26 protein-coding genes and 1 pseudogene are annotated in these 17,509 nt (G+C 36.8%); 3 read left to right on the top strand and 24 right to left on the bottom strand.

The window, feature by feature from the left end; translation table 11 throughout:
- Window positions 1-231: 231 nt before the first annotated feature.
- The 5 genes from MKZ10_RS11400 to MKZ10_RS11420 all read right to left on the bottom strand — a co-directional run bounded on the left by MKZ10_RS11400 (window position 232) and on the right by MKZ10_RS11420 (window position 3,904).
- The gene (locus tag MKZ10_RS11400) at window positions 232-939 is read right to left on the bottom strand and encodes a DNA alkylation repair protein (RefSeq protein WP_342505076.1); all 708 of its coding nucleotides are present in this window, start codon (window positions 937-939) and stop codon (window positions 232-234) included.
- A gap of 84 nt (window positions 940-1,023) precedes the next feature.
- Window positions 1,024-1,578: a GNAT family protein gene (locus MKZ10_RS11405; protein ID WP_342505077.1), complete on the bottom strand. Its 555-nt coding sequence runs from the start codon at window positions 1,576-1,578 to the stop codon at window positions 1,024-1,026.
- A gap of 138 nt (window positions 1,579-1,716) precedes the next feature.
- Entirely contained in the window at window positions 1,717-2,172 is a 456-nt protein-coding gene (locus MKZ10_RS11410) for a GNAT family N-acetyltransferase (protein ID WP_342505078.1), read from the bottom strand.
- Window positions 2,173-2,872: 700 nt separating this feature from the next.
- Window positions 2,873-3,199, bottom strand: a complete 327-nt coding sequence (locus MKZ10_RS11415; RefSeq protein WP_342505079.1) for a hypothetical protein — start codon at window positions 3,197-3,199, stop codon at window positions 2,873-2,875.
- Window positions 3,200-3,397: 198 nt separating this feature from the next.
- Window positions 3,398-3,904, bottom strand: a complete 507-nt coding sequence (locus MKZ10_RS11420; protein ID WP_342510167.1) for a DUF4275 family protein — start codon at window positions 3,902-3,904, stop codon at window positions 3,398-3,400.
- Between the two features lie 107 nt (window positions 3,905-4,011).
- Here MKZ10_RS11420 and MKZ10_RS11425 point away from each other — a divergent pair, with 107 nt between their 5' ends.
- Window positions 4,012-4,341 carry a DUF3889 domain-containing protein gene (locus MKZ10_RS11425; RefSeq protein WP_342505080.1) on the top strand — a complete coding sequence of 110 codons (330 nt, stop codon included), beginning with the start codon at window positions 4,012-4,014 and terminating at the stop codon, window positions 4,339-4,341.
- A 4-nt stretch (window positions 4,342-4,345) separates the two neighbouring features.
- Here MKZ10_RS11425 and MKZ10_RS11430 read toward each other — a convergent pair whose 3' ends face one another.
- Window positions 4,346-4,702, bottom strand: coding sequence for a DUF3139 domain-containing protein (locus MKZ10_RS11430; protein ID WP_342505081.1), 357 nt, complete (start codon window positions 4,700-4,702; stop codon window positions 4,346-4,348).
- A 169-nt stretch (window positions 4,703-4,871) separates the two neighbouring features.
- Here MKZ10_RS11430 and MKZ10_RS11435 point away from each other — a divergent pair, with 169 nt between their 5' ends.
- Entirely contained in the window at window positions 4,872-5,291 is a 420-nt protein-coding gene (locus MKZ10_RS11435) for a DUF3888 domain-containing protein (RefSeq protein WP_342505082.1), read from the top strand.
- A gap of 47 nt (window positions 5,292-5,338) precedes the next feature.
- Here the strand turns inward: MKZ10_RS11435 and MKZ10_RS11440 are convergent, their stop codons facing one another.
- The 17 genes and pseudogenes from MKZ10_RS11440 to MKZ10_RS11520 all read right to left on the bottom strand — a co-directional run bounded on the left by MKZ10_RS11440 (window position 5,339) and on the right by MKZ10_RS11520 (window position 15,338).
- Complete coding sequence (locus MKZ10_RS11440; RefSeq protein ID WP_342505083.1) at window positions 5,339-5,815, bottom strand: DinB family protein; 477 nt, start codon at window positions 5,813-5,815, stop codon at window positions 5,339-5,341.
- Between the two features lie 116 nt (window positions 5,816-5,931).
- Window positions 5,932-6,486, bottom strand: coding sequence for a YdcF family protein (locus tag MKZ10_RS11445; protein WP_342505084.1), 555 nt, complete (start codon window positions 6,484-6,486; stop codon window positions 5,932-5,934).
- A gap of 148 nt (window positions 6,487-6,634) precedes the next feature.
- On the bottom strand, window positions 6,635-6,910 hold the full coding sequence (locus tag MKZ10_RS11450) for a histidine kinase (protein WP_342505085.1): 276 nt from the start codon (window positions 6,908-6,910) through the stop codon (window positions 6,635-6,637).
- 43 nt (window positions 6,911-6,953) lie between these two features.
- Entirely contained in the window at window positions 6,954-7,463 is a 510-nt protein-coding gene (locus MKZ10_RS11455; protein WP_342505086.1) for a GNAT family N-acetyltransferase, read from the bottom strand.
- A 64-nt stretch (window positions 7,464-7,527) separates the two neighbouring features.
- The gene (locus MKZ10_RS11460; protein ID WP_342505087.1) at window positions 7,528-7,974 is read right to left on the bottom strand and encodes a histidine phosphatase family protein; all 447 of its coding nucleotides are present in this window, start codon (window positions 7,972-7,974) and stop codon (window positions 7,528-7,530) included.
- A gap of 125 nt (window positions 7,975-8,099) precedes the next feature.
- Window positions 8,100-8,534 carry an NUDIX domain-containing protein gene (locus MKZ10_RS11465; protein WP_342505088.1) on the bottom strand — a complete coding sequence of 145 codons (435 nt, stop codon included), beginning with the start codon at window positions 8,532-8,534 and terminating at the stop codon, window positions 8,100-8,102.
- A gap of 701 nt (window positions 8,535-9,235) precedes the next feature.
- Complete coding sequence (locus MKZ10_RS11470) at window positions 9,236-9,676, bottom strand: HAD-IIIA family hydrolase (protein ID WP_342505089.1); 441 nt, start codon at window positions 9,674-9,676, stop codon at window positions 9,236-9,238.
- Between the two features lie 94 nt (window positions 9,677-9,770).
- Window positions 9,771-10,655, bottom strand: coding sequence for a class I SAM-dependent methyltransferase (locus MKZ10_RS11475; RefSeq protein ID WP_342505090.1), 885 nt, complete (start codon window positions 10,653-10,655; stop codon window positions 9,771-9,773).
- A 334-nt stretch (window positions 10,656-10,989) separates the two neighbouring features.
- A pseudogene (tnpA, locus tag MKZ10_RS11480) lies at window positions 10,990-11,420 on the bottom strand (IS200/IS605 family transposase).
- Between the two features lie 93 nt (window positions 11,421-11,513).
- Window positions 11,514-11,927: an NUDIX domain-containing protein gene (locus MKZ10_RS11485; RefSeq protein ID WP_342505091.1), complete on the bottom strand. Its 414-nt coding sequence runs from the start codon at window positions 11,925-11,927 to the stop codon at window positions 11,514-11,516.
- 45 nt (window positions 11,928-11,972) lie between these two features.
- Complete coding sequence (locus MKZ10_RS11490; RefSeq protein WP_342505092.1) at window positions 11,973-12,692, bottom strand: hypothetical protein; 720 nt, start codon at window positions 12,690-12,692, stop codon at window positions 11,973-11,975.
- A gap of 3 nt (window positions 12,693-12,695) precedes the next feature.
- Window positions 12,696-13,214 (bottom strand): GrpB family protein, encoded by a 519-nt coding sequence (locus MKZ10_RS11495; RefSeq protein ID WP_342505093.1) that lies wholly within the window; start codon window positions 13,212-13,214, stop codon window positions 12,696-12,698.
- Between the two features lie 34 nt (window positions 13,215-13,248).
- Window positions 13,249-13,698 carry a hypothetical protein gene (locus MKZ10_RS11500; protein ID WP_342505094.1) on the bottom strand — a complete coding sequence of 150 codons (450 nt, stop codon included), beginning with the start codon at window positions 13,696-13,698 and terminating at the stop codon, window positions 13,249-13,251.
- 34 nt (window positions 13,699-13,732) lie between these two features.
- Complete coding sequence (locus MKZ10_RS11505) at window positions 13,733-14,164, bottom strand: HIT family protein (RefSeq protein WP_342505095.1); 432 nt, start codon at window positions 14,162-14,164, stop codon at window positions 13,733-13,735.
- Between the two features lie 48 nt (window positions 14,165-14,212).
- A complete protein-coding gene (locus MKZ10_RS11510; protein WP_342505096.1) occupies window positions 14,213-14,347 on the bottom strand; it encodes a hypothetical protein in 135 nt (44 codons plus the stop codon).
- A gap of 14 nt (window positions 14,348-14,361) precedes the next feature.
- Window positions 14,362-14,979 (bottom strand): NUDIX hydrolase, encoded by a 618-nt coding sequence (locus tag MKZ10_RS11515; RefSeq protein WP_342505097.1) that lies wholly within the window; start codon window positions 14,977-14,979, stop codon window positions 14,362-14,364.
- A gap of 116 nt (window positions 14,980-15,095) precedes the next feature.
- Window positions 15,096-15,338 (bottom strand): hypothetical protein, encoded by a 243-nt coding sequence (locus MKZ10_RS11520; protein WP_342505098.1) that lies wholly within the window; start codon window positions 15,336-15,338, stop codon window positions 15,096-15,098.
- Window positions 15,339-15,813: 475 nt separating this feature from the next.
- Here MKZ10_RS11520 and namA point away from each other — a divergent pair, with 475 nt between their 5' ends.
- Window positions 15,814-16,833 carry an NADPH dehydrogenase NamA gene (gene namA, locus MKZ10_RS11525; protein WP_342505099.1) on the top strand — a complete coding sequence of 340 codons (1,020 nt, stop codon included), beginning with the start codon at window positions 15,814-15,816 and terminating at the stop codon, window positions 16,831-16,833.
- A 78-nt stretch (window positions 16,834-16,911) separates the two neighbouring features.
- On the opposite strand, the gene MKZ10_RS11530 is transcribed toward namA, so the two are convergent.
- Entirely contained in the window at window positions 16,912-17,352 is a 441-nt protein-coding gene (locus MKZ10_RS11530; protein ID WP_342505100.1) for a hypothetical protein, read from the bottom strand.
- Between the last annotated feature and the right edge of the window lie 157 nt (window positions 17,353-17,509).

Consider the following 17,509-nt stretch of genomic DNA (forward strand, 5'->3'; position numbering starts at 1 on the left):
CCTATCTACCGTTAACCATACATGTAGCGCAAAATCAACGCTACATCGTGGGGGATAAAAATCGGTGCAGAACGATATTGGATGCTACAGCTCACGAAAAAGGTCAATCGACTATGTGTCCATCGATCCTGACTCAAACAAACACAATGCATCACAGCCATTCGCACCCAGTACGGTTAGCACTTAATCCCCCCCTTCCTTGCTTTTATTCTCTAAAGGGTGAGGCTACTTTTAACACCTCACATGCCTACGCTTAAAACCAATCTTCCCTTTATCAACCATTTTATCGATATTTTCACCCACATTTATAAAACTGCTCTTTTTATTATCTTTTTTAATTTCTACTACTCCAATCGCTTTTGCGGTCTCGACTGCCTTTTCGTGGAGCGGCAAATAGGAAGTTCCCACCGTGTATACAAAATTATTCATAGCGGATTTCGTCCGCTCAGGTGAATCATGAATCGTATTTTCCACAAAATCAAGCATATCGGACATCTTACTTTCCGAAAACTCCACATCTTTCCGACTCCCTAATAGCCAACAGTAGCAGCTCCAGCCCGCCGACATTCTTAGCTCGTCCCCACTTGCGATCCATTTATCGGCAACTTCTTGTGCAATATCTGACTCCGATAACGTTACGGACACTACATAATCGGACAGCATATAAAAATACGCTGCGTCCATCCAACGATCATAATCCGACTCTGTCATGGCTTTGGGGTCTGCAATAACACCTGCAAAGTACATGGCATCGTAGTTCCCAGTCGCATAAAGCTCTTCAGCTAAAGGCTGGTTTATTTTTATGGTTTTTACCATTGGTTTCATAGCACCTGTAGCCACGCCGAAAAGCGGCTCATGCGCACCATTGGACATGTACATTTTTTTCATTCGTTCCTTACCAAGAGTTTCAAGCTCCTCCATAACCGTTTCTACATTCATCGTTTAGCACTTCCTTTTTGTGGGGTTCCCCCATAATATTTTGCTTATCGAGCACATTACCACAAATACCCATATAGTATAAACCTAACTTCCTTTGTCCTTTCCCCTGTCACTTTTCAACAAGCTATAGACAACCAAGTTATGTACATCCCCATTCAAATAGTGATGATCACGCAAAATGCCTTCCTTAACAAATCCCAGCTTTTCAGGTAAGGCTCTACTTCTAACATTATCTTCTGCACAACTAATTTCAATGCGATTTAGGTCTAATCTATCGAAAGCATATTGTATTAATTCATTAACACATCTTATGACAGTACCTTTTCCTTCGAACTCAGGCGAAAGCCAATAGCCAAGGCTTGTCTTCTTTCCTTGCCAATCGATGTCAGGAAAAGCCACCATTCCTACCAGCTGCCCTTTAAAGAAAATTCCGGCATTTATTGCCGTATTGGCTATGTATTTATGTCCCCATCTTTCAATTGAATCTTGAACATCTTCAACAGTTTTTTTACTATCAATCCACGGAAGCCATTCTCTCAAAAAATCACGATTTTTGTCTATAATCGTAAATAGACCAGTAGCATTCTGCAGGGTTAATAATTGTAGTGTAAGATCCTTATCAACGTTATAATAAAACATCGGTTTCACTCCCTATACTTGCCTTCACTTTTTAAACTCCGCATTCAGAAGGTAAACAACGTCATACTCATTCAACTCACTCATATGACCCTCAAATGGTCCGATTAATGAATATCATAAATACACGTCCTGTCTGTATTAAACTAATTCCTTTTCCATTGTCCAGTAAGTCTCAAACCAACCAACGTGTACATATCCGAATTGTTCGTATAAATGACGAGCTGGATTTCTCGGGTCTACGCTTAAACATAATTTCTGATACCCATAAGTCTTCGCTTCAATTTCAAGAACACGCATTAAAGATTTTCCAATTCCTCTACCTCGGAATCCCTTCAGGACTGCCATTCCTATTTCCGGTGCTTCATCAAACAGACGTAACCAAATGGCACCAATGGGTTGGTTGTTTATTTCCGCAATCAATCCAATATCACCGCTCTGGTTTCCCCATCCGTCCACATATTTTGAAACAGATGGATCGTCTAGTATGTCTCGTGGAAAAGGTTTTTGCCCTTCAGGTACAAACGCGGACTCATATACCATATCCCACAAGAAGGAGATATCATGTTTTTCCAGATTTCTTATTTCGAAATTCATAAGCTATATCACCTGCTCCTTGTTAGTCCATTTGTTTGATGCAATTAAATGGCCCGATTACGGCGAATACTTAGCGAACTATCGCGCTAGATTGTGAATGATTTTTCATTTTCGTTTGTTAAAATATATTGAAAGCGCAAAGAAGACTACTAACCCTATTAGAATTGAGCGAAGTAGTTTACCATCTACGTACACCCCTATTGCTCCTCCCACAATCATAGCAATAAACATAATGATAATAAATCTCATAAAACTACTTCCCCCATAACCTTATTCTGTAATCTGGCCCGTTCACGAAAATTGAGCGCTGATCTTTCTTCAAGAAAAGCGCCTGATTGCTTTAAACTAAATGGTTTGAATCGCTTATTGCAGTTTTAGAAGGTATGCAATAATCTCAGAACTATTGGGCGTTAATAAAAATACCGAAACGGCAATAAATAGTACCCCTGTAAACAGGGGAACAAAAGCTTTAGCTCCTCCCACAGTCTTTATTTTAACGAAGCCCTTAGCTGAAATGGCAACACCGATTAGAAGTAAAAGCAAGTACCAAAAACCCATAAACTCACCCATTTCTTTTCAGATGATTATTAACGATGCACCAGCAAAAATCTTTCTCTTAATCATTTATGATATTCTTTCAAGTTCCTCACACTTTTATTTACCATGTCTAATCAAATGATTTTCCATAATCCACGTTAATTCAAGAAACTGTACTACTTTTAGTCTTAGAAAAATTAACTATACCCATCATTAAACATAAAATGCCCAACGCCCAAACAACCCCGGAAATCCCAATCCGAAGTGAAATCTCTTCAGATGCCATTGGGTGGTTATAATCAAACGAAATAGCCTTTAAGAAAAAATATATAGAAACTGAAAATAAAAGGAAATATAATAATGTACAGGTGTATGCAAAACTATTATTTCTAGTTTTCAACCAAAGTAATAGCGTAGTTAATATCGCCATGCCGATTACAATTATGAAACCGCCTGTTAACAGATTTACTACTTCCTTTTCTAACGGCATAAGACTCCTCCGCATTCAGTTAAATTTTTGTAATAAATTTGGCCCAACTGACCTGCTATTAGTACAATAAGAAAAAAAGCAGCCTATATTCTTTAATAAAAATACCGGTTAACAGAACATTTTACACTCCTACAATCAACCAATCATTGCTATTTAACCGTAATATCCAAGATCCGATTTTATTAAAACTCACAATAATCATTTCACTTTGTGAAAATACGGCCCACACGTAGATTCGTGGGTGTGTACATACGTCCAAGTAAAGTTTTTGTCAAAAATATAAATATCTTGCCGAGAATCAAAATCAGCTGCAATGACTTTGTGTGCTTCGCTGTATTGTATAACATAGGGCAAATCTTGATACATAACATAGAGTTCATCCTTTGGGACAACATCAAAAGCTTTTCTTGCTGCTACTTCCTTCAAACATTTTTGTTTTTCATAGCTAAAAACATGCCATTTGTGTTGGTTATAATGAATGGATTCCCGCATTTCTTCATTGATACTTTTAGCAAATGTGTTATCCCATAAATCTTTAATTTCTTCTGCTTCTTCAAATAACTCTGTAATGATTACGCCTTTATCAAGTAAATTCTTCTTGAACAGGTACTCATCTTCTATAAACTTAATGGACCAATACACATTTTCCATCTCATCTTTTGGTAATCTATCTACTATTTCATCAATTTTGTTTCTCATCATCATAACCTCCACTATTTCCTCTAAAAAACACCTTACATCTTTCAGCAAGTTCGCTATAGAATAATTTCAAACAAATTACGCATCCTACGGAAAAGGAGATGGCATGCATTATGCGAAAAACGTTTCTTGCACTTGGAATTTTTACAATTATTAACGCTGGACCAACGCCTATCCCAACGATTGCTCATGCTCAGCAAGAAATTCCATCCTACGCCAAATGGGGAAGGCTCGCTATGCAAGAAACACAATTAAAGTATCCCCATGCAACTATTATTGACTACCTGCATGAAGGCAGCGAATTGAAGGAGTATTCGACAATTGAAAAGTTTAAGCTCTGGCTAAGGGAGGATGACCACGAATTCGGCGTTTTTGTAAGAATTGAGTATGCTACCGTTACTGAAAGAGTGATCACTATTTCTTTTCAAGAAACCCCGAGATAATTCATTAAAAACGTGGATCATAATTCTTTAGGTTTTCTTCTGTAATACCTTTAGAAATTTCATGGCTAAATTGAATTACATCATTGCCATGAGCAAAATAGGTATACTTGACATTTGGTTCATTTTTGAAAGTGACAATTACATAGAAAGTTGGAAGCTTCCCCCACTTTCCCACAATCGATTCAATATCCTCGTTTACAAAGCCCTTTTCTTCAATTAGATAAGTAGACACCCTATTTTTGTAAATATACTTATTCGCTTGAATCGCTATTATTGGTGTAAGGACTAGTACGATAAGAATAACGAATAGGCTGATTATCATGACCCTTTTAGCTCTACTCATCATTCCAACTCCATTCATAGATGCTTTCCCTTTTTAATACGCCTGCAAAGGTTATTTACTACGGGTATTAAGGCCTACCTTCAAAAACAACTAACCCGCTGTTAGTTTCAATAAGTACATAATTTATTCAGAAAAGGTAATAATATAATAAATTAGATAAAATCGTAAGGAAGTGTATTGCAAAAAAATGAAAAAGATGTTAATCGTTTTTATACTATCCCTTACTCTTGTTACTTCTTTTCAAAAAACAATCCTCTCACCAGCTGAACCAACACCAGACTCTGAAGAGCTTAAGTTACAGGATATGCTTATGAACATGCTTACTCCTTATATTTCAAAGGATTTGAATAACTATTATTACCCGGAGATTTTAAAGGATTTTTCACCTCAAGTCACTCCATGGGAAATTGAAGTAATTGAAACAAGAAGAGTCAATGATTTCCGTGGCTTTCTATTGGAAATCACATTTGAAATTGAACCTACCGATGGTGGACACTGGATTCCAGTAGGGAAAGACCGAATGACCTATGAAATTGTTCCTGGACCCGAGGTTAAATTGATAAATCACACGCATCTAAAGACGTATGAATACCCTCCCGAATTATAAATAAGCCTCCACTAAACTGCCCAGTTAGTAAAAATGTGTACTCTCATTTAATAAGAATGAATTGGTTTGAACTTTATTCCAATAAAGTTAGCGGACACAGGGCAAAGTTCTAATTCCCTTGCCCAAACAGAAAGTTGACCAATATGATGAATTTCATGAATAACTATATGGTGTAATATTTCATCTACAATATATTTATCTTCATCCCAAGAAACACTCACAATTTCCTTTTTTAATTCATCTAAACCCAATTTCAAAAATTCAACTATTTCTTTCCGGAATGTATCTGATAGTGATTTGATTTTATCAAGTGTATTATAATCAGCAAACTGAACTACTAAATCTTCTTTACCTTGAATACCGCGAAGCCAACTGTATTCAACCTCAATAATGTGAAAAAGAGTATATAAAATACTTCGTACTCCTCCTGTTCGTTCTTTTATCAACTCCTCTTTTGATAGTTGATAACACCATTCAAACCATTCATCTCTTACTTGCCAGTTAAATTCAAATAACTTTATCAATGTAAACACTCCTATAAATAATTGTTTATGACAATAATAATTAGCTTTTTCTACTAAAACCTCTTATGTAAAACAAATTGCCTTGGTAGTGAAATATCATGAAGAAATTCCATGTATCACTTAACCCAATTCGGAATAATATCACCAAAGTATTTACCAATCTTTTCAACCTCGGTCATGATACGACTAATCCCCACTTCGGATAAAAACCAATTTTCTTTGGTTATTCCATACCTATCTATAACAGGTGATACTAGAAAATCGGTTTCTTTTGGAAATTCAGATTGATAACATAATAGTGCTCGACGAGAATGACCTGCTTTACAAACAATTATTACTTTGTTCGGATGGATGCCTGCTTTTTTTAGAACCTCCAACGAAAAACGAGCGTTTTCCAACGTATGCTGTGCTTGATTTTCTCTTAAAATGGCTTCTTCTGGCACTCCGTTGTCAATACCAATATTCCGTAAGTAATTCCACTCAGTAGTCCCTACATGTGGCTTATATCCACCAGATGGTAATATGTATGGTGCAAATCCTTGCTGATATAAAGAGGCAGCTTTCTCCATTAATTGGGGATGATTGGCGCCAGGTACTAAAATGACATCTGCTGAAGTAATTTCAGTTTCCACAAAAACAAAGTCAGTAATGCAATCAAATGGATAAGTCACTAATCATTCTTCCCTTCCCTTTCTTACACGCTGGCTAAGGCTATTAAAGCCTGCTGCGAAAAACAACTTACCTGCCGTTTGTTTAAGAAGTAAAAAGAACAACATGAGTAGTTGCAATCGGAATAAAGATATCCGTAGTATAAAATGTCTATGTCCCAAAATCACCAAAAAACATGATACCAACACTGAATAAAGTTAGAACCAATAAAGCTAACATACCAAGTGAAGAAATAAGTACAGCAATTGTTTTCAAATGCCCCTTCATACTAAATAGCGCAGTGAAAAACGAACCAAATAGTAATGATATGACTATCAATATGTCCCATGAATCAGGTAAGAGATTCAATACTTGCGGGATAATAAAACCCAAGATGATAAACATCAACATTAACACTAATGAAATCATGCTCAAATGTTTCTTCATCGTATTAACCTCCCTTCCACATTTGACATAGCCGTAAAAAACATTAAATCTTACGGTAATACCTTAATGAAATATAACTTTCTCCATCAACGTTTCCATGTCCATCCCGTTCGTGATCAAGAACGAACCCTCTTGCCTCATAGAAAGGAATTCCTTTTTGATTTCCTTTCGCGACAGAAACCCATTGCTCCGTTGCGTTAAACTCTTCCTTTTGTTGTTTGGTAATAGCGTCTACTATCTTTGTGCCAATACCTTCGTTGCGTCTGCCGGGATTTAAATACAAAACAAAAATTTCTCCAGATCTGTCCCCAACCAGTCCACCTCCACCAGCCCCAATTACTTCATTCTCTTCTACTGCAACAAAATAGCCTCCCCATTCCTTACTCGTTTCTGTAACCTCTTTTAGAATTCTATCATGATTATAAAAATCCTTAATTATTCCTTCAATGTATGCTTCAGAATGTGTTTCTTTGTATGTTGCCCAATAACCATCGCTACAAACTTTTGCTATTCCTTCAACGTGATTAGCATTGGCTTTTATAATATGTATCATAACTAACTCCTCTTCCGTACAATTTATCACTACTGGTTAAATTCACTATTTCAGGTACATTTCTTCACATTTCGTCTCTCCATAATCGTTCATAAGTTACTTTTTTACCTGTATTTATTAATAGAAATATGTCAGGGTTACTAAGTTTTTGCCAATCTTCAAATCCGAAATTTTCATTATAATAATTTAAAAGTAATGACATTATATTTCCATGTGTAACGATGATTGTATTTTCAGATTCACCTTTAAAAATATCCTCTACAACTTCTACTATTCGTTTCATTGCTTCTTGACTGGACTCCCCGCCTTCAAATTTCAATGCCATGTTCTCAAAGGATGTGCTTAGTTTTTCCAACCAGTCAGTAAGATTTTCAGTACTTAGTACACGTTCTGTTAATTGTCTATCAATCTCTATTTCAACACTCAGTTGCTCTGCAAGTGGTTGTATAGATTGAATAGCACGCTTATAAGGACTTGAAATAATACGGTCGATTTTAAAATTCAGATACATCTAATGCTTGTTTAAAACCTCTAGCTGTAAGTTGTGCTTCAGATGGCTGCCCTTCAGCCTCACAATGCCTTATAATATAAACTTTTTTCACCTTAACCACTCCAATATTATGTATAATGACGTTATTATGACGAACAAGTTAGATTTAACGATTCAGCACGTTTAATACTTTCTTTCAAATAAACAGGTGCTTTTGGATCGCTTAATATCTCTTCAGTAGTTAACCATAATACTTTTTCTACCTCATCAGGACTTTTTGGAAATGCCTCCCCAGAATAATGTTCGCAAAGAAAAACAATATTAACTACATTTTCACCCGTATCAATAACAAAGGACGTACTATGTACATAATTTAACCTGTCTTTTACTTTCACACCGACTTCTTCTAAAATTTCACGCTTCACTGTTCTTTCGAATATATCGGAGGAGTTCCCTTCTATATCTACCTTGCCTCCAACAAGTGAAAGCATACCACCAGCGTGTTCTTCTCTTTTACTTCTTTCAATTATTAGCCACTTATCATTTTTCCTTATGGCACCTTCAACATTTACAATAAACATTTGTGAATTACCCCCAATAAATTCGTTTTTCCTGCTTCTTCAAAACCTACTTATTCCATCATCCCGTTCCGTTAGCCATACATGTAGCACAAAATCAGCGCTACACCACAGAGGATGAAAAGTATGCCGAACGGGTATTGTATACTGCGGCTGGGAGAGGAAGGTCGATCAACTATGGTGCCATAGAGCCCATCCGGTAATCTAGCTCCAACGACCACGTTGCATCACAGAATGTCGCTCCCTTACGGGAAGCACTCATGGGAGATTAATCCTACTCTGGTTGTTGCACCGGCCTCCAATACTATTCGCCGTAGAAAGGATGTTTACAATGGAAGTAATCATTGAGCATGCATGCGGTATGGACGTTCATAAAGATTCGATTACTGCGTGTATTATGACTCCAAAAGGAAAGTAGATTCGAACGTTTTCCACTAAGACTGTCTCCTAATCCAACAAATAATCTGAGTCAGGAACTAGACGCTGCACTCTTTTAAAAAAAATAAATGAGCTGCGGCTCCTTTAGTGTTGTCATTTTTGCGAAGTTTGGCGTTTAATTTTCGTGGGAGTTCAATAAGCATTTATTTTTAACTTTTGTTTAAATCATTTAAAATCCAGCTAACTGCGTTTACTAGATTATCCGCAATATAATCAGGTTCAATTTCTTGCCATTCATGCCGAAATTCAGTCAATGAACCTTCTCCCTATCCTGTTTTCACTAATACTTTTTTCGCTCCTGCTTTGTTTGCAGCTAACATATCTGAACCACCCGTATCACCCACAACATAACATTCTTCAAGGTTTAAATTGTGCACTTCCTTTGCTTTTAATAATAATCCGATATTTGGCTTTTGGCATTCACATCCGTCATCAGGCTTATGTGAACAGTAGTAAATACCATCAAGAAAAGCGGAATGATTCGCTAGTTCTTCCTCCATCATCTTAAATCCCTTTAACAATTCATCTTCTGTAAAATATCCTCTACCTACTCTAGTTTGATTTGTAAAAAGAAATACTTTTACTCCTATTTCATTTAGAGTTTTTATAGCTTTGGGAGCAAAATCATACATTGAAAAATCAAATGGGTGCATTCCTCCACCAGTTCCCCCAATCGTTCCATCTCTGTCTAAAAACACAGCTTTCATCCACATCCCCCTATTTTTCGCTAGATTTAGTGAGAAACCACCTCAATATTTATTGAACTAAACTGCTCCTTTAGTAGAACCAAAGATGTTGAGATTAGTTACAATTTTTTATCTCTCCAAAAGTAATTTTCATGCTAGGGGCGTATAGTAAAGAGGTATCGATATTAAATACTTGCGAAAACAGTAGTTCAGCCTCAAATTGTTCCTGTGCTTCCTTCAATGTAACCCCATGTTTTGTCAAACTTCCGATAAACTGTTCTTTATTCACAGGTTCTCCACCTACTCCTTCTTCTTTAAGCGAATAAAACAATTTTTGCTTATCTTGTTGATTCTTATCGAGATAGAGGAAGTTAACCTTATCACTGACTCTGCACTCGATGTTCTTTACGCCTAATTCAGATAGATATTTAGGAATTTTTGCTCCAATATTTCCATCATTTCCAGTTTTATTTGCACTCTCTTCGAATAATTTCTGAAGAATACCAAGTGGAACAATTTGTGATTGTTTATACCCTTCAATTTCGTATGATGACATACCTGAAATCCAGTGTGGTTCAAAACAAATTATTTTTCCATCGTTAACAATAGAATTTACCATTCTTTGAAGCATTTTTTGGGGGTCGGGCATGTGTAATAAAAAAGCATGGCAAATAGCAATATCGTACTTATTCTCTAATTCTATCCCATTAGTATCTGCTACAAAGAATTCAGTTTCATACGGAAGATTATGAAAGTACTCTATCGCCTTATTAATAAGTTCTTGTCCTTTATCTATTCCAGTATATTTAGAACCTTTCGGTAGAATAGGTAATAATTTCAGTCCTAAATACCCATATCCACAACCAAAATCAATAATGTTTACTGGTTTAGAAATCTTCCAAACAAAATTCACCAAGAACTCTAAATAGTCATCGTTATAATATAAATCTCTTGTTCTTTTCAGGTATTCCAGTTGGGTATCCCAATAATACTCCTCCATTTAAGTCCTACCTTTCTTATTAAGTAAGATATTCTATTCAGTGAAAATTCGCATATTAGTTTAAAGACGCTGGGATGCTTTTCCAAAGATTTCAGGTGACTGTTTTGATGAACTTCAAGTAAAGCAGCCTTTAGTTTAGTTACTTTATTTTACTTAGCCAAATAGGTTATTTGAGATTATATATTTTATAATCTCCATATCTGAAGAAAACCTTAAACGACCACCTGTTAAAGCAGGTGGATTTGGACATAAAATGTCGACGACTAAAGTCGTTGCTTAAGACTAAAGTCATCTCAAAGCCTTTATGCTCAAGCAAACTAAATATCGACTAAACTCAATCTTCAATCCTAAATATATCGCTCCTGTCTTCATTGAGTTGGTTAGCAATAGAATTTCTAATCGTTTCTTCATCTACCGTTCCACCAGTGGCACAAAAATAGCCTCTTTCCCACAAATATTACTCCCAATATTTCTTTTTCAAATCGGGAAACTGCTCCTGCAATAGTCTTGATGATCTTCCTTTAAGATATTGCATAGTTTTACTTGGAGCAAGACTTGGTGGATATGATAACAACAAGTAGATGTGGTCGTCCCTACACTTCCTTGCAAAATTGTGATTCCTCTCGCTTCACATCCTAGCCTGATTAACTCCCGTGTTCTTACGGCAATCGGACCACGTAACACCTTGTATCTGTATTTCGTTACCCAGATTACATGATACTTGATGTCAAAAACCGCATGACTATTTTTTCCGTATCCGTCCATACTTTTCACCCCATCCCAAGTATAGACATCGAAGGAGAAGGCTAAAAGCGTATACCATCTATAGACGGTGGGGTTAGACCACGTATTTGAAAATTAAAATTCAATACAAAATGGCTGCATTTCGTCATTTAAACAATATTCAATTCTTTGCCGGAAGTTTCCGCAAGTAACCATTTCCAATGCTTTTTCAATAGGGAAATAACCTACTTCCAGACTCTCACTACTCGTTGTAGGTTCTCCTCCAATCGGTGTACCCAAAAATAATGTATTACAAATTGAAGCATTTATATTTTGAAATATACCGCAAAATTTCGTTATCTCAATATCTATGCCCGATTCTTCTTTTGTTTCCCTAATTGCAGCTTCCTTCAAGGACTCACCTTCTTCAACCTGTCCGCCAGGCATTTCCCAGCCCCTTCTTGGTCCTTTAATTAATAGAATTTCATTTTTGTCATTTAGCACAATAGTTGCTGCTGAAACAATATGTTTTGGTGGTACAAATTCCATTCAATATCACTCCATATAGTAGATTTTTAGTCCTATACTTTCCAATCAATCTTGAATGCTTAAGAGTTCAGTTTCGTATTTTTCAAGCTTTTCAAAAACAGCATTCACCCATTTTTGTTCATGCCATAATTTTGGATTATCAACTTTTCTAACCGCCGGGTGACCTGTTACAATGGTATCTACACCATCTTTGTTTCCAAAATATACATCAACAATTTTTAATGACTTGTTTTCAGATTGAACCAACATTTCACAGCGCCTTGTAGACCCCTGGTTAGAAAAAGGTAAACTTAGGTAGTAAAGATTTTCATCCCATTTCTTGAACTCCACATCCATAAATTCATTTTCTAAACCGAAAATCACACCGATGCCACCCTTCAATTCCTTCTTTTGCTCTAATTCCAACATTTTATTTGTGAATTTAAGTAGGTTTTCATTTGAAATATAATTTTTAAATGATACTGTTTCCTGTTCTGCTACAGCTCCCGTATAAAGATTCACAAAGGCTTCTCCAAAGGTTTTAATGGTCTTGGGTGCAGCAATAATCTGATCTTCTTCAATTGAAAATTCCTGATTAGCCAAGTCACTTAATATTTTTGATGATGATTTCTCTGGTGGCTGAGAAGTATTTTCTACACTTACTATAGGTTCTGTTTTATTTAAGCTATTCTCTTTTGGTGAACATCCCATAAGAATAAAAAGTACAAATACTACCATTCCTAATGTCAATTTATTTGTCGTAATTATAAACTGTTTATTGAACACAGATTAAACCTCCCCTCTTTCAAAAACCTTCGCTTTTCGCTCAATCTCGGATGCTAACTGTTCTTTGCCCTTGATATACGATTCGATATCAAAGGGAAAGCGTTGAGACAATTTCTCTTTTAAATCCCCATATTCTTGTGAAACATCTGGATGCGCTCGTAAATAATCCCGAAATGCAAGATGTCGTTTAATTTCTGAATTACCGCATGCATATATATGGACATGATGAGTTCGATTGTCTCCACCTTTTTGGAAATAACGACGGCCAGCTATTCCGTTTTCCCCTTTTGCTTCATAGCCAATGGCAATCATAGCTGTGTTGTAGTCATTTACTCGGTGTATATCGTTTACTATGGGCATCATATCAATGATTGGCTTTGCATGTAGCCCTTTCACCGAGGTGCTCCCAATATGATGTATTTCAATTATTTCAGCACCGAAAATCTCATACAATTTACGAGACTCTTCTGCAAACATGGAAGCCCATTGTTTGTCATAAGGCAGAACCTCAACTTTTCTCATTCCAAACCCCTCATCTATTTTTCAAATTCCTGATTCATAGGTTCTCAATCAACCGCTGTATAGTCGTCAAAGTGGTTTTAATGTAAAATAGCGGTAAAAGGATTGCGATAATCAGATTACTTTCCCAAATTGCATACCACCAATGCTTTCCACCACGCAATTTTAAAATAAGCATGAGAAGTGAAAAGCTGCTTGCCGTAAATAGAAACCATAAAAAATCTTTCTGTTTCTTGATTTCATCACTCAAATAATCGATTTTCCATATATCATCTTCTGGAAACACTACGGTTGTTGTATCTTTTTCCAACCCAAACAGATTAAATGATTTCACAGTGACACGATCTTTTTGCTGCGAAACAATGTCATAACCGTTTGGCAAAAATGAAGCCTTGTACACGGCAAAATAAGACAGTGAACCCACAATCACAATAAATAGGATAAAGGCTGAAATTTTTTTCAACTTATCTCTAACGAAAGAATTCATTGTCTACATGCCTACCTTTCATCAAATAGCCTAACTAATTTCCCACTAAGTCTATAGCCTCTATTATATTTTGCTGCATAACTTGTAATCTGTGTACATCTACAGTAAATCCATCTTCACCTACTGCGTAAAACTCCGAAAAATTTTGATACTGATAACGAGGCACTAGGTGAAAATGCACATGCCCAAGTTCATTGAAAATGCCCCCATTTTGAAGAATAGATATACCATCTGGCTTGACCAACTTATGTACAACTCCTGATAAAAGATGAATAACTTGTTGTATTTCTAAATGCTCTTGTACCGTTAATTCCGTAAAATCTTGCCGATGATGTTTTGGTAATACTAAAATATGTCCATCATTAAATGGTTCATGATCTAATAAACCTATTACATTTTCACTTTCATATACTTTATAAATCGGTAATTCACCTTGTACTAATGAGCAACCCAAACAAGTTTCCATTACAATATCTCCCTTTGTAAAATCGTTTAAATACATGCAAACACGTCGTTATGACGCAAAATAATCAATCGTGAACAATAGCATAATGATGAAACCAAAGCCAAATAACAATAATAAGAGCCCACAGACTGTAAAAAATACGATTTCATAAAGTTTACTCCATATTTTTTTACTAGCAGCCACATCTATCGCTCCATTCAATCAAATAAGGTTTCTTTATTAGGGTCCCTTGAAAATTCAAAAAGGGTTTTGATTTGCGACTCAACGACTCTGTTAGCCGACAGGTCTGGGATTTCGCTTTCGGGGAAAAATTTGATATCACTCGTTTCGATACCCGTCATCGGCTGTCCTCCGATAATTTCGCATTGGACAAATAGCTTATAATAATGAAAGGGTTCTGGTGGATGCGGATGTTTGTTTTTATCCCACACTGCAAGCAATTTGGTCGGCACCGCGTCATAACCAGATTCTTCTTTGATTTCCTTAATAATATTTTCAGCAGCAGACAGACCAATATCGCAAAATCCGCCTGGTAAAGACCATCGATCATCCAACTTTTCTTTGACCATTAATATCTTGTCATCTTGAAAAATGACACCCCGTACATCCAATTTAGGCGTTTGGTAGCCTGTGTCATTCAGAAATAAATCCTTGATTTTCTGCATCTCTAATCCAGTGTGTTCCTGCATGATTTCTGCGCTAATCATGCGCAATTCTTCATAGCGTTCAATATCGTAAATGTCTTTAGAAAAGGCTAAACCGGATTGTGATAGTGCTTGAATTCTTTGTGCCCATTCTAGCCATTTAATACTCATGAGGTGCACCTTCTTTCGTTGTTCAATGTATTATGTAGACGAGCCACTGATTTCTAAAGTTCCAAATTTTTCTTTTAATTAGGCGAATCATAAAAAAGAGCTGGACTTTATCAATCTCAGCTCTTTAAACGATTCGTATAATCCGTTAAATTACGAAGGTCTCCAAAAAGATCTTTATAAGCATCTATCTCCCAGCCAATCACAAGAGCAAAAAATAGCATATACGCTGTCACATACCATTTAAATTTTTTCTCCTGTCTCAATGATGAATGAAATAAACCAAAAAGACCTGCAACAAAAAGGGCGATGATAAAAATGTCACGTTGCCACAAACTTTGTGCTTGATTAATTGGTAACATCACATCTTGTATTATTCGTATTGAATAGTCCTCCCTAGTATTCATATCATAAGATTTCTTGTCAAAAAAACCATCTTGAATGGTCAAGACCCTTGTTTTTTCATCAAAATCATACGAATATCCAGTTAAATTAAAGTCGGTTGTCATTGTAAAAAGAAAGAGTATCACGACAATTAAAGAATAAATAAAAAGGGACAATGACACTGATTTACTTCTGGGCTTTTCGATTATAAATCTCCTCCCATTGAAAATATATTCTATGCCCTAATTTTTCCATCTGCATATTCTTCAACATATTCATCATTTACTAATAACGCTCGCATTTCCAATAACTCCTTTTTTCCATGTAGACAAACTTCTACATAAGGCGCCAGTTCTCCTGCTGGTTAATTTAAATTCCATAAGCAAGATACACTGCTATGCCCTCATCCCTTTGTTATAATACCAATGTAAAGCACCATAGGAGGTTGGAAACATGGCTAAATTATTTGAACCATTTACAATACGTAACACTACATTCAAAAACCGCATCGTCATGGCACCGATGTGTATGTATTCAAGTCATAACGAAGATGGGATGGTTCAGGATTGGCATAAAATTCATTATGCGACACGTGCGGTTGGGCAAGTTGGACTTATTATTGTAGAAGCGACTGCCGTACAGCCCGCCGGACGGATTTCAGCGCAGGATCTAGGCATTTGGAGTGATGATCATATCGAGGAATTGTCAGAAACGGTTCGTTTAATGCAGGAGCACGGAGCCAAATCGGGCATTCAACTCGCACATGCCGGGCGGAAAGCGACAGTGGACGGCGATATTTACGCCCCCTCTGCTATTGCGTTCAGCGATGGTTATCGGACGCCAGTTGAGATGACAATTGAGGATATTAAGGAGACCGTGCAATCGTTCAAAGAGGGGGCTAGCCGTGCGAAAAAAGCAGGGTTCGATGTCATTGAACTCCATGCGGCACACGGCTATCTCATTAACGAGTTTCTATCGCCTTTATCCAATAAAAGAGCGGATGCGTATGGTGGCACAGCAGAAAACCGTTATCGTCTATTGCGCGAAGTGATTGATGAAGTGAAAACAGTTTGGGAGGGTCCCCTTTTCGTTCGGATTTCTGCTCATGATTATGCAGACGGTGGTATGACAGCAGATAGCTATGTGGAAATGGCACAGTGGATGAAGGAACAAGGTGTCGATTTGATCGATGTTAGCTCAGGCGCAGTTGTCCCAGCAGCAATCGATGTATTCCCTGGCTATCAAGTAACATTTTCTGAAATAATCAAGGCGGGTGCCGATATTGCAACTGGTGCGGTCGGGTTGATTACAACAGGCATTCAAGCGGAGGAAATATTGAAAAATGGACGTGCAGATGTCGTGTTATTGGCACGCGAATTGTTACGGGATCCGTACTGGGCTTATACAGCTGCGAAAGAGTTAGGTGTGGAGATTGTAGCGCCGAAACAGTATTCGCGAGGTTGGGTGTTCTAACGAAAATAAATTCAGAACCTCCATGAAGAGATTGCACTATTCTTGGAGGTTCCATTAAAGTAAAAATGTAAGCAAAAATCATTTTCTTGAATTTCGCAATTCAATAGACTCCTCAAATGTATCCCATTTGATCGTTACATGAACAACTCCATCTTCTCGCACTCTTGCCCCGCCACCTCCACCTCTATGTGAAACAAGGACCTTGGAGATAGGTGGTTCATCGAATTCCTCTGATCCACCTCCACTAATCCCACCCGCTTCATAAGCATACTCCAGATTTCTGAGAGTGGACAACTCTTCTAAAGGTCCTTTGTATTTCATTGTAAATGTATGATTGTTGTCACTTGAAAACGTCGTTCTATTATTTTTTTCTTTCCATACATCCCTTCCCTCGACAAAATATTCACTTTCCCAATGTTCGCTCTCTCCTTTAAGCGTATATGCATAATTGTCTGTTTTTTTGTGTGTACACGCCGTCAAAATGAGCAGCGTACACAATACCATAAGTACTTTTTTCAATATATCTCCACCTCCCATTTGACTGAATTTCCCCCTATTAATATATGTATTCTGCATACGAGAAACAATCACCTCCTTAATGCTTGCAATAGAATATAATATAATATATTAACTAATGAACTACTTATTCTGATAATAAAGAGAAGGGGGTGAAAGG

Source organism: Sporosarcina sp. FSL K6-2383, assembly GCF_038618305.1.
Taxonomy (GTDB): Bacteria; Bacillota; Bacilli; order Bacillales_A; family Planococcaceae; genus Sporosarcina.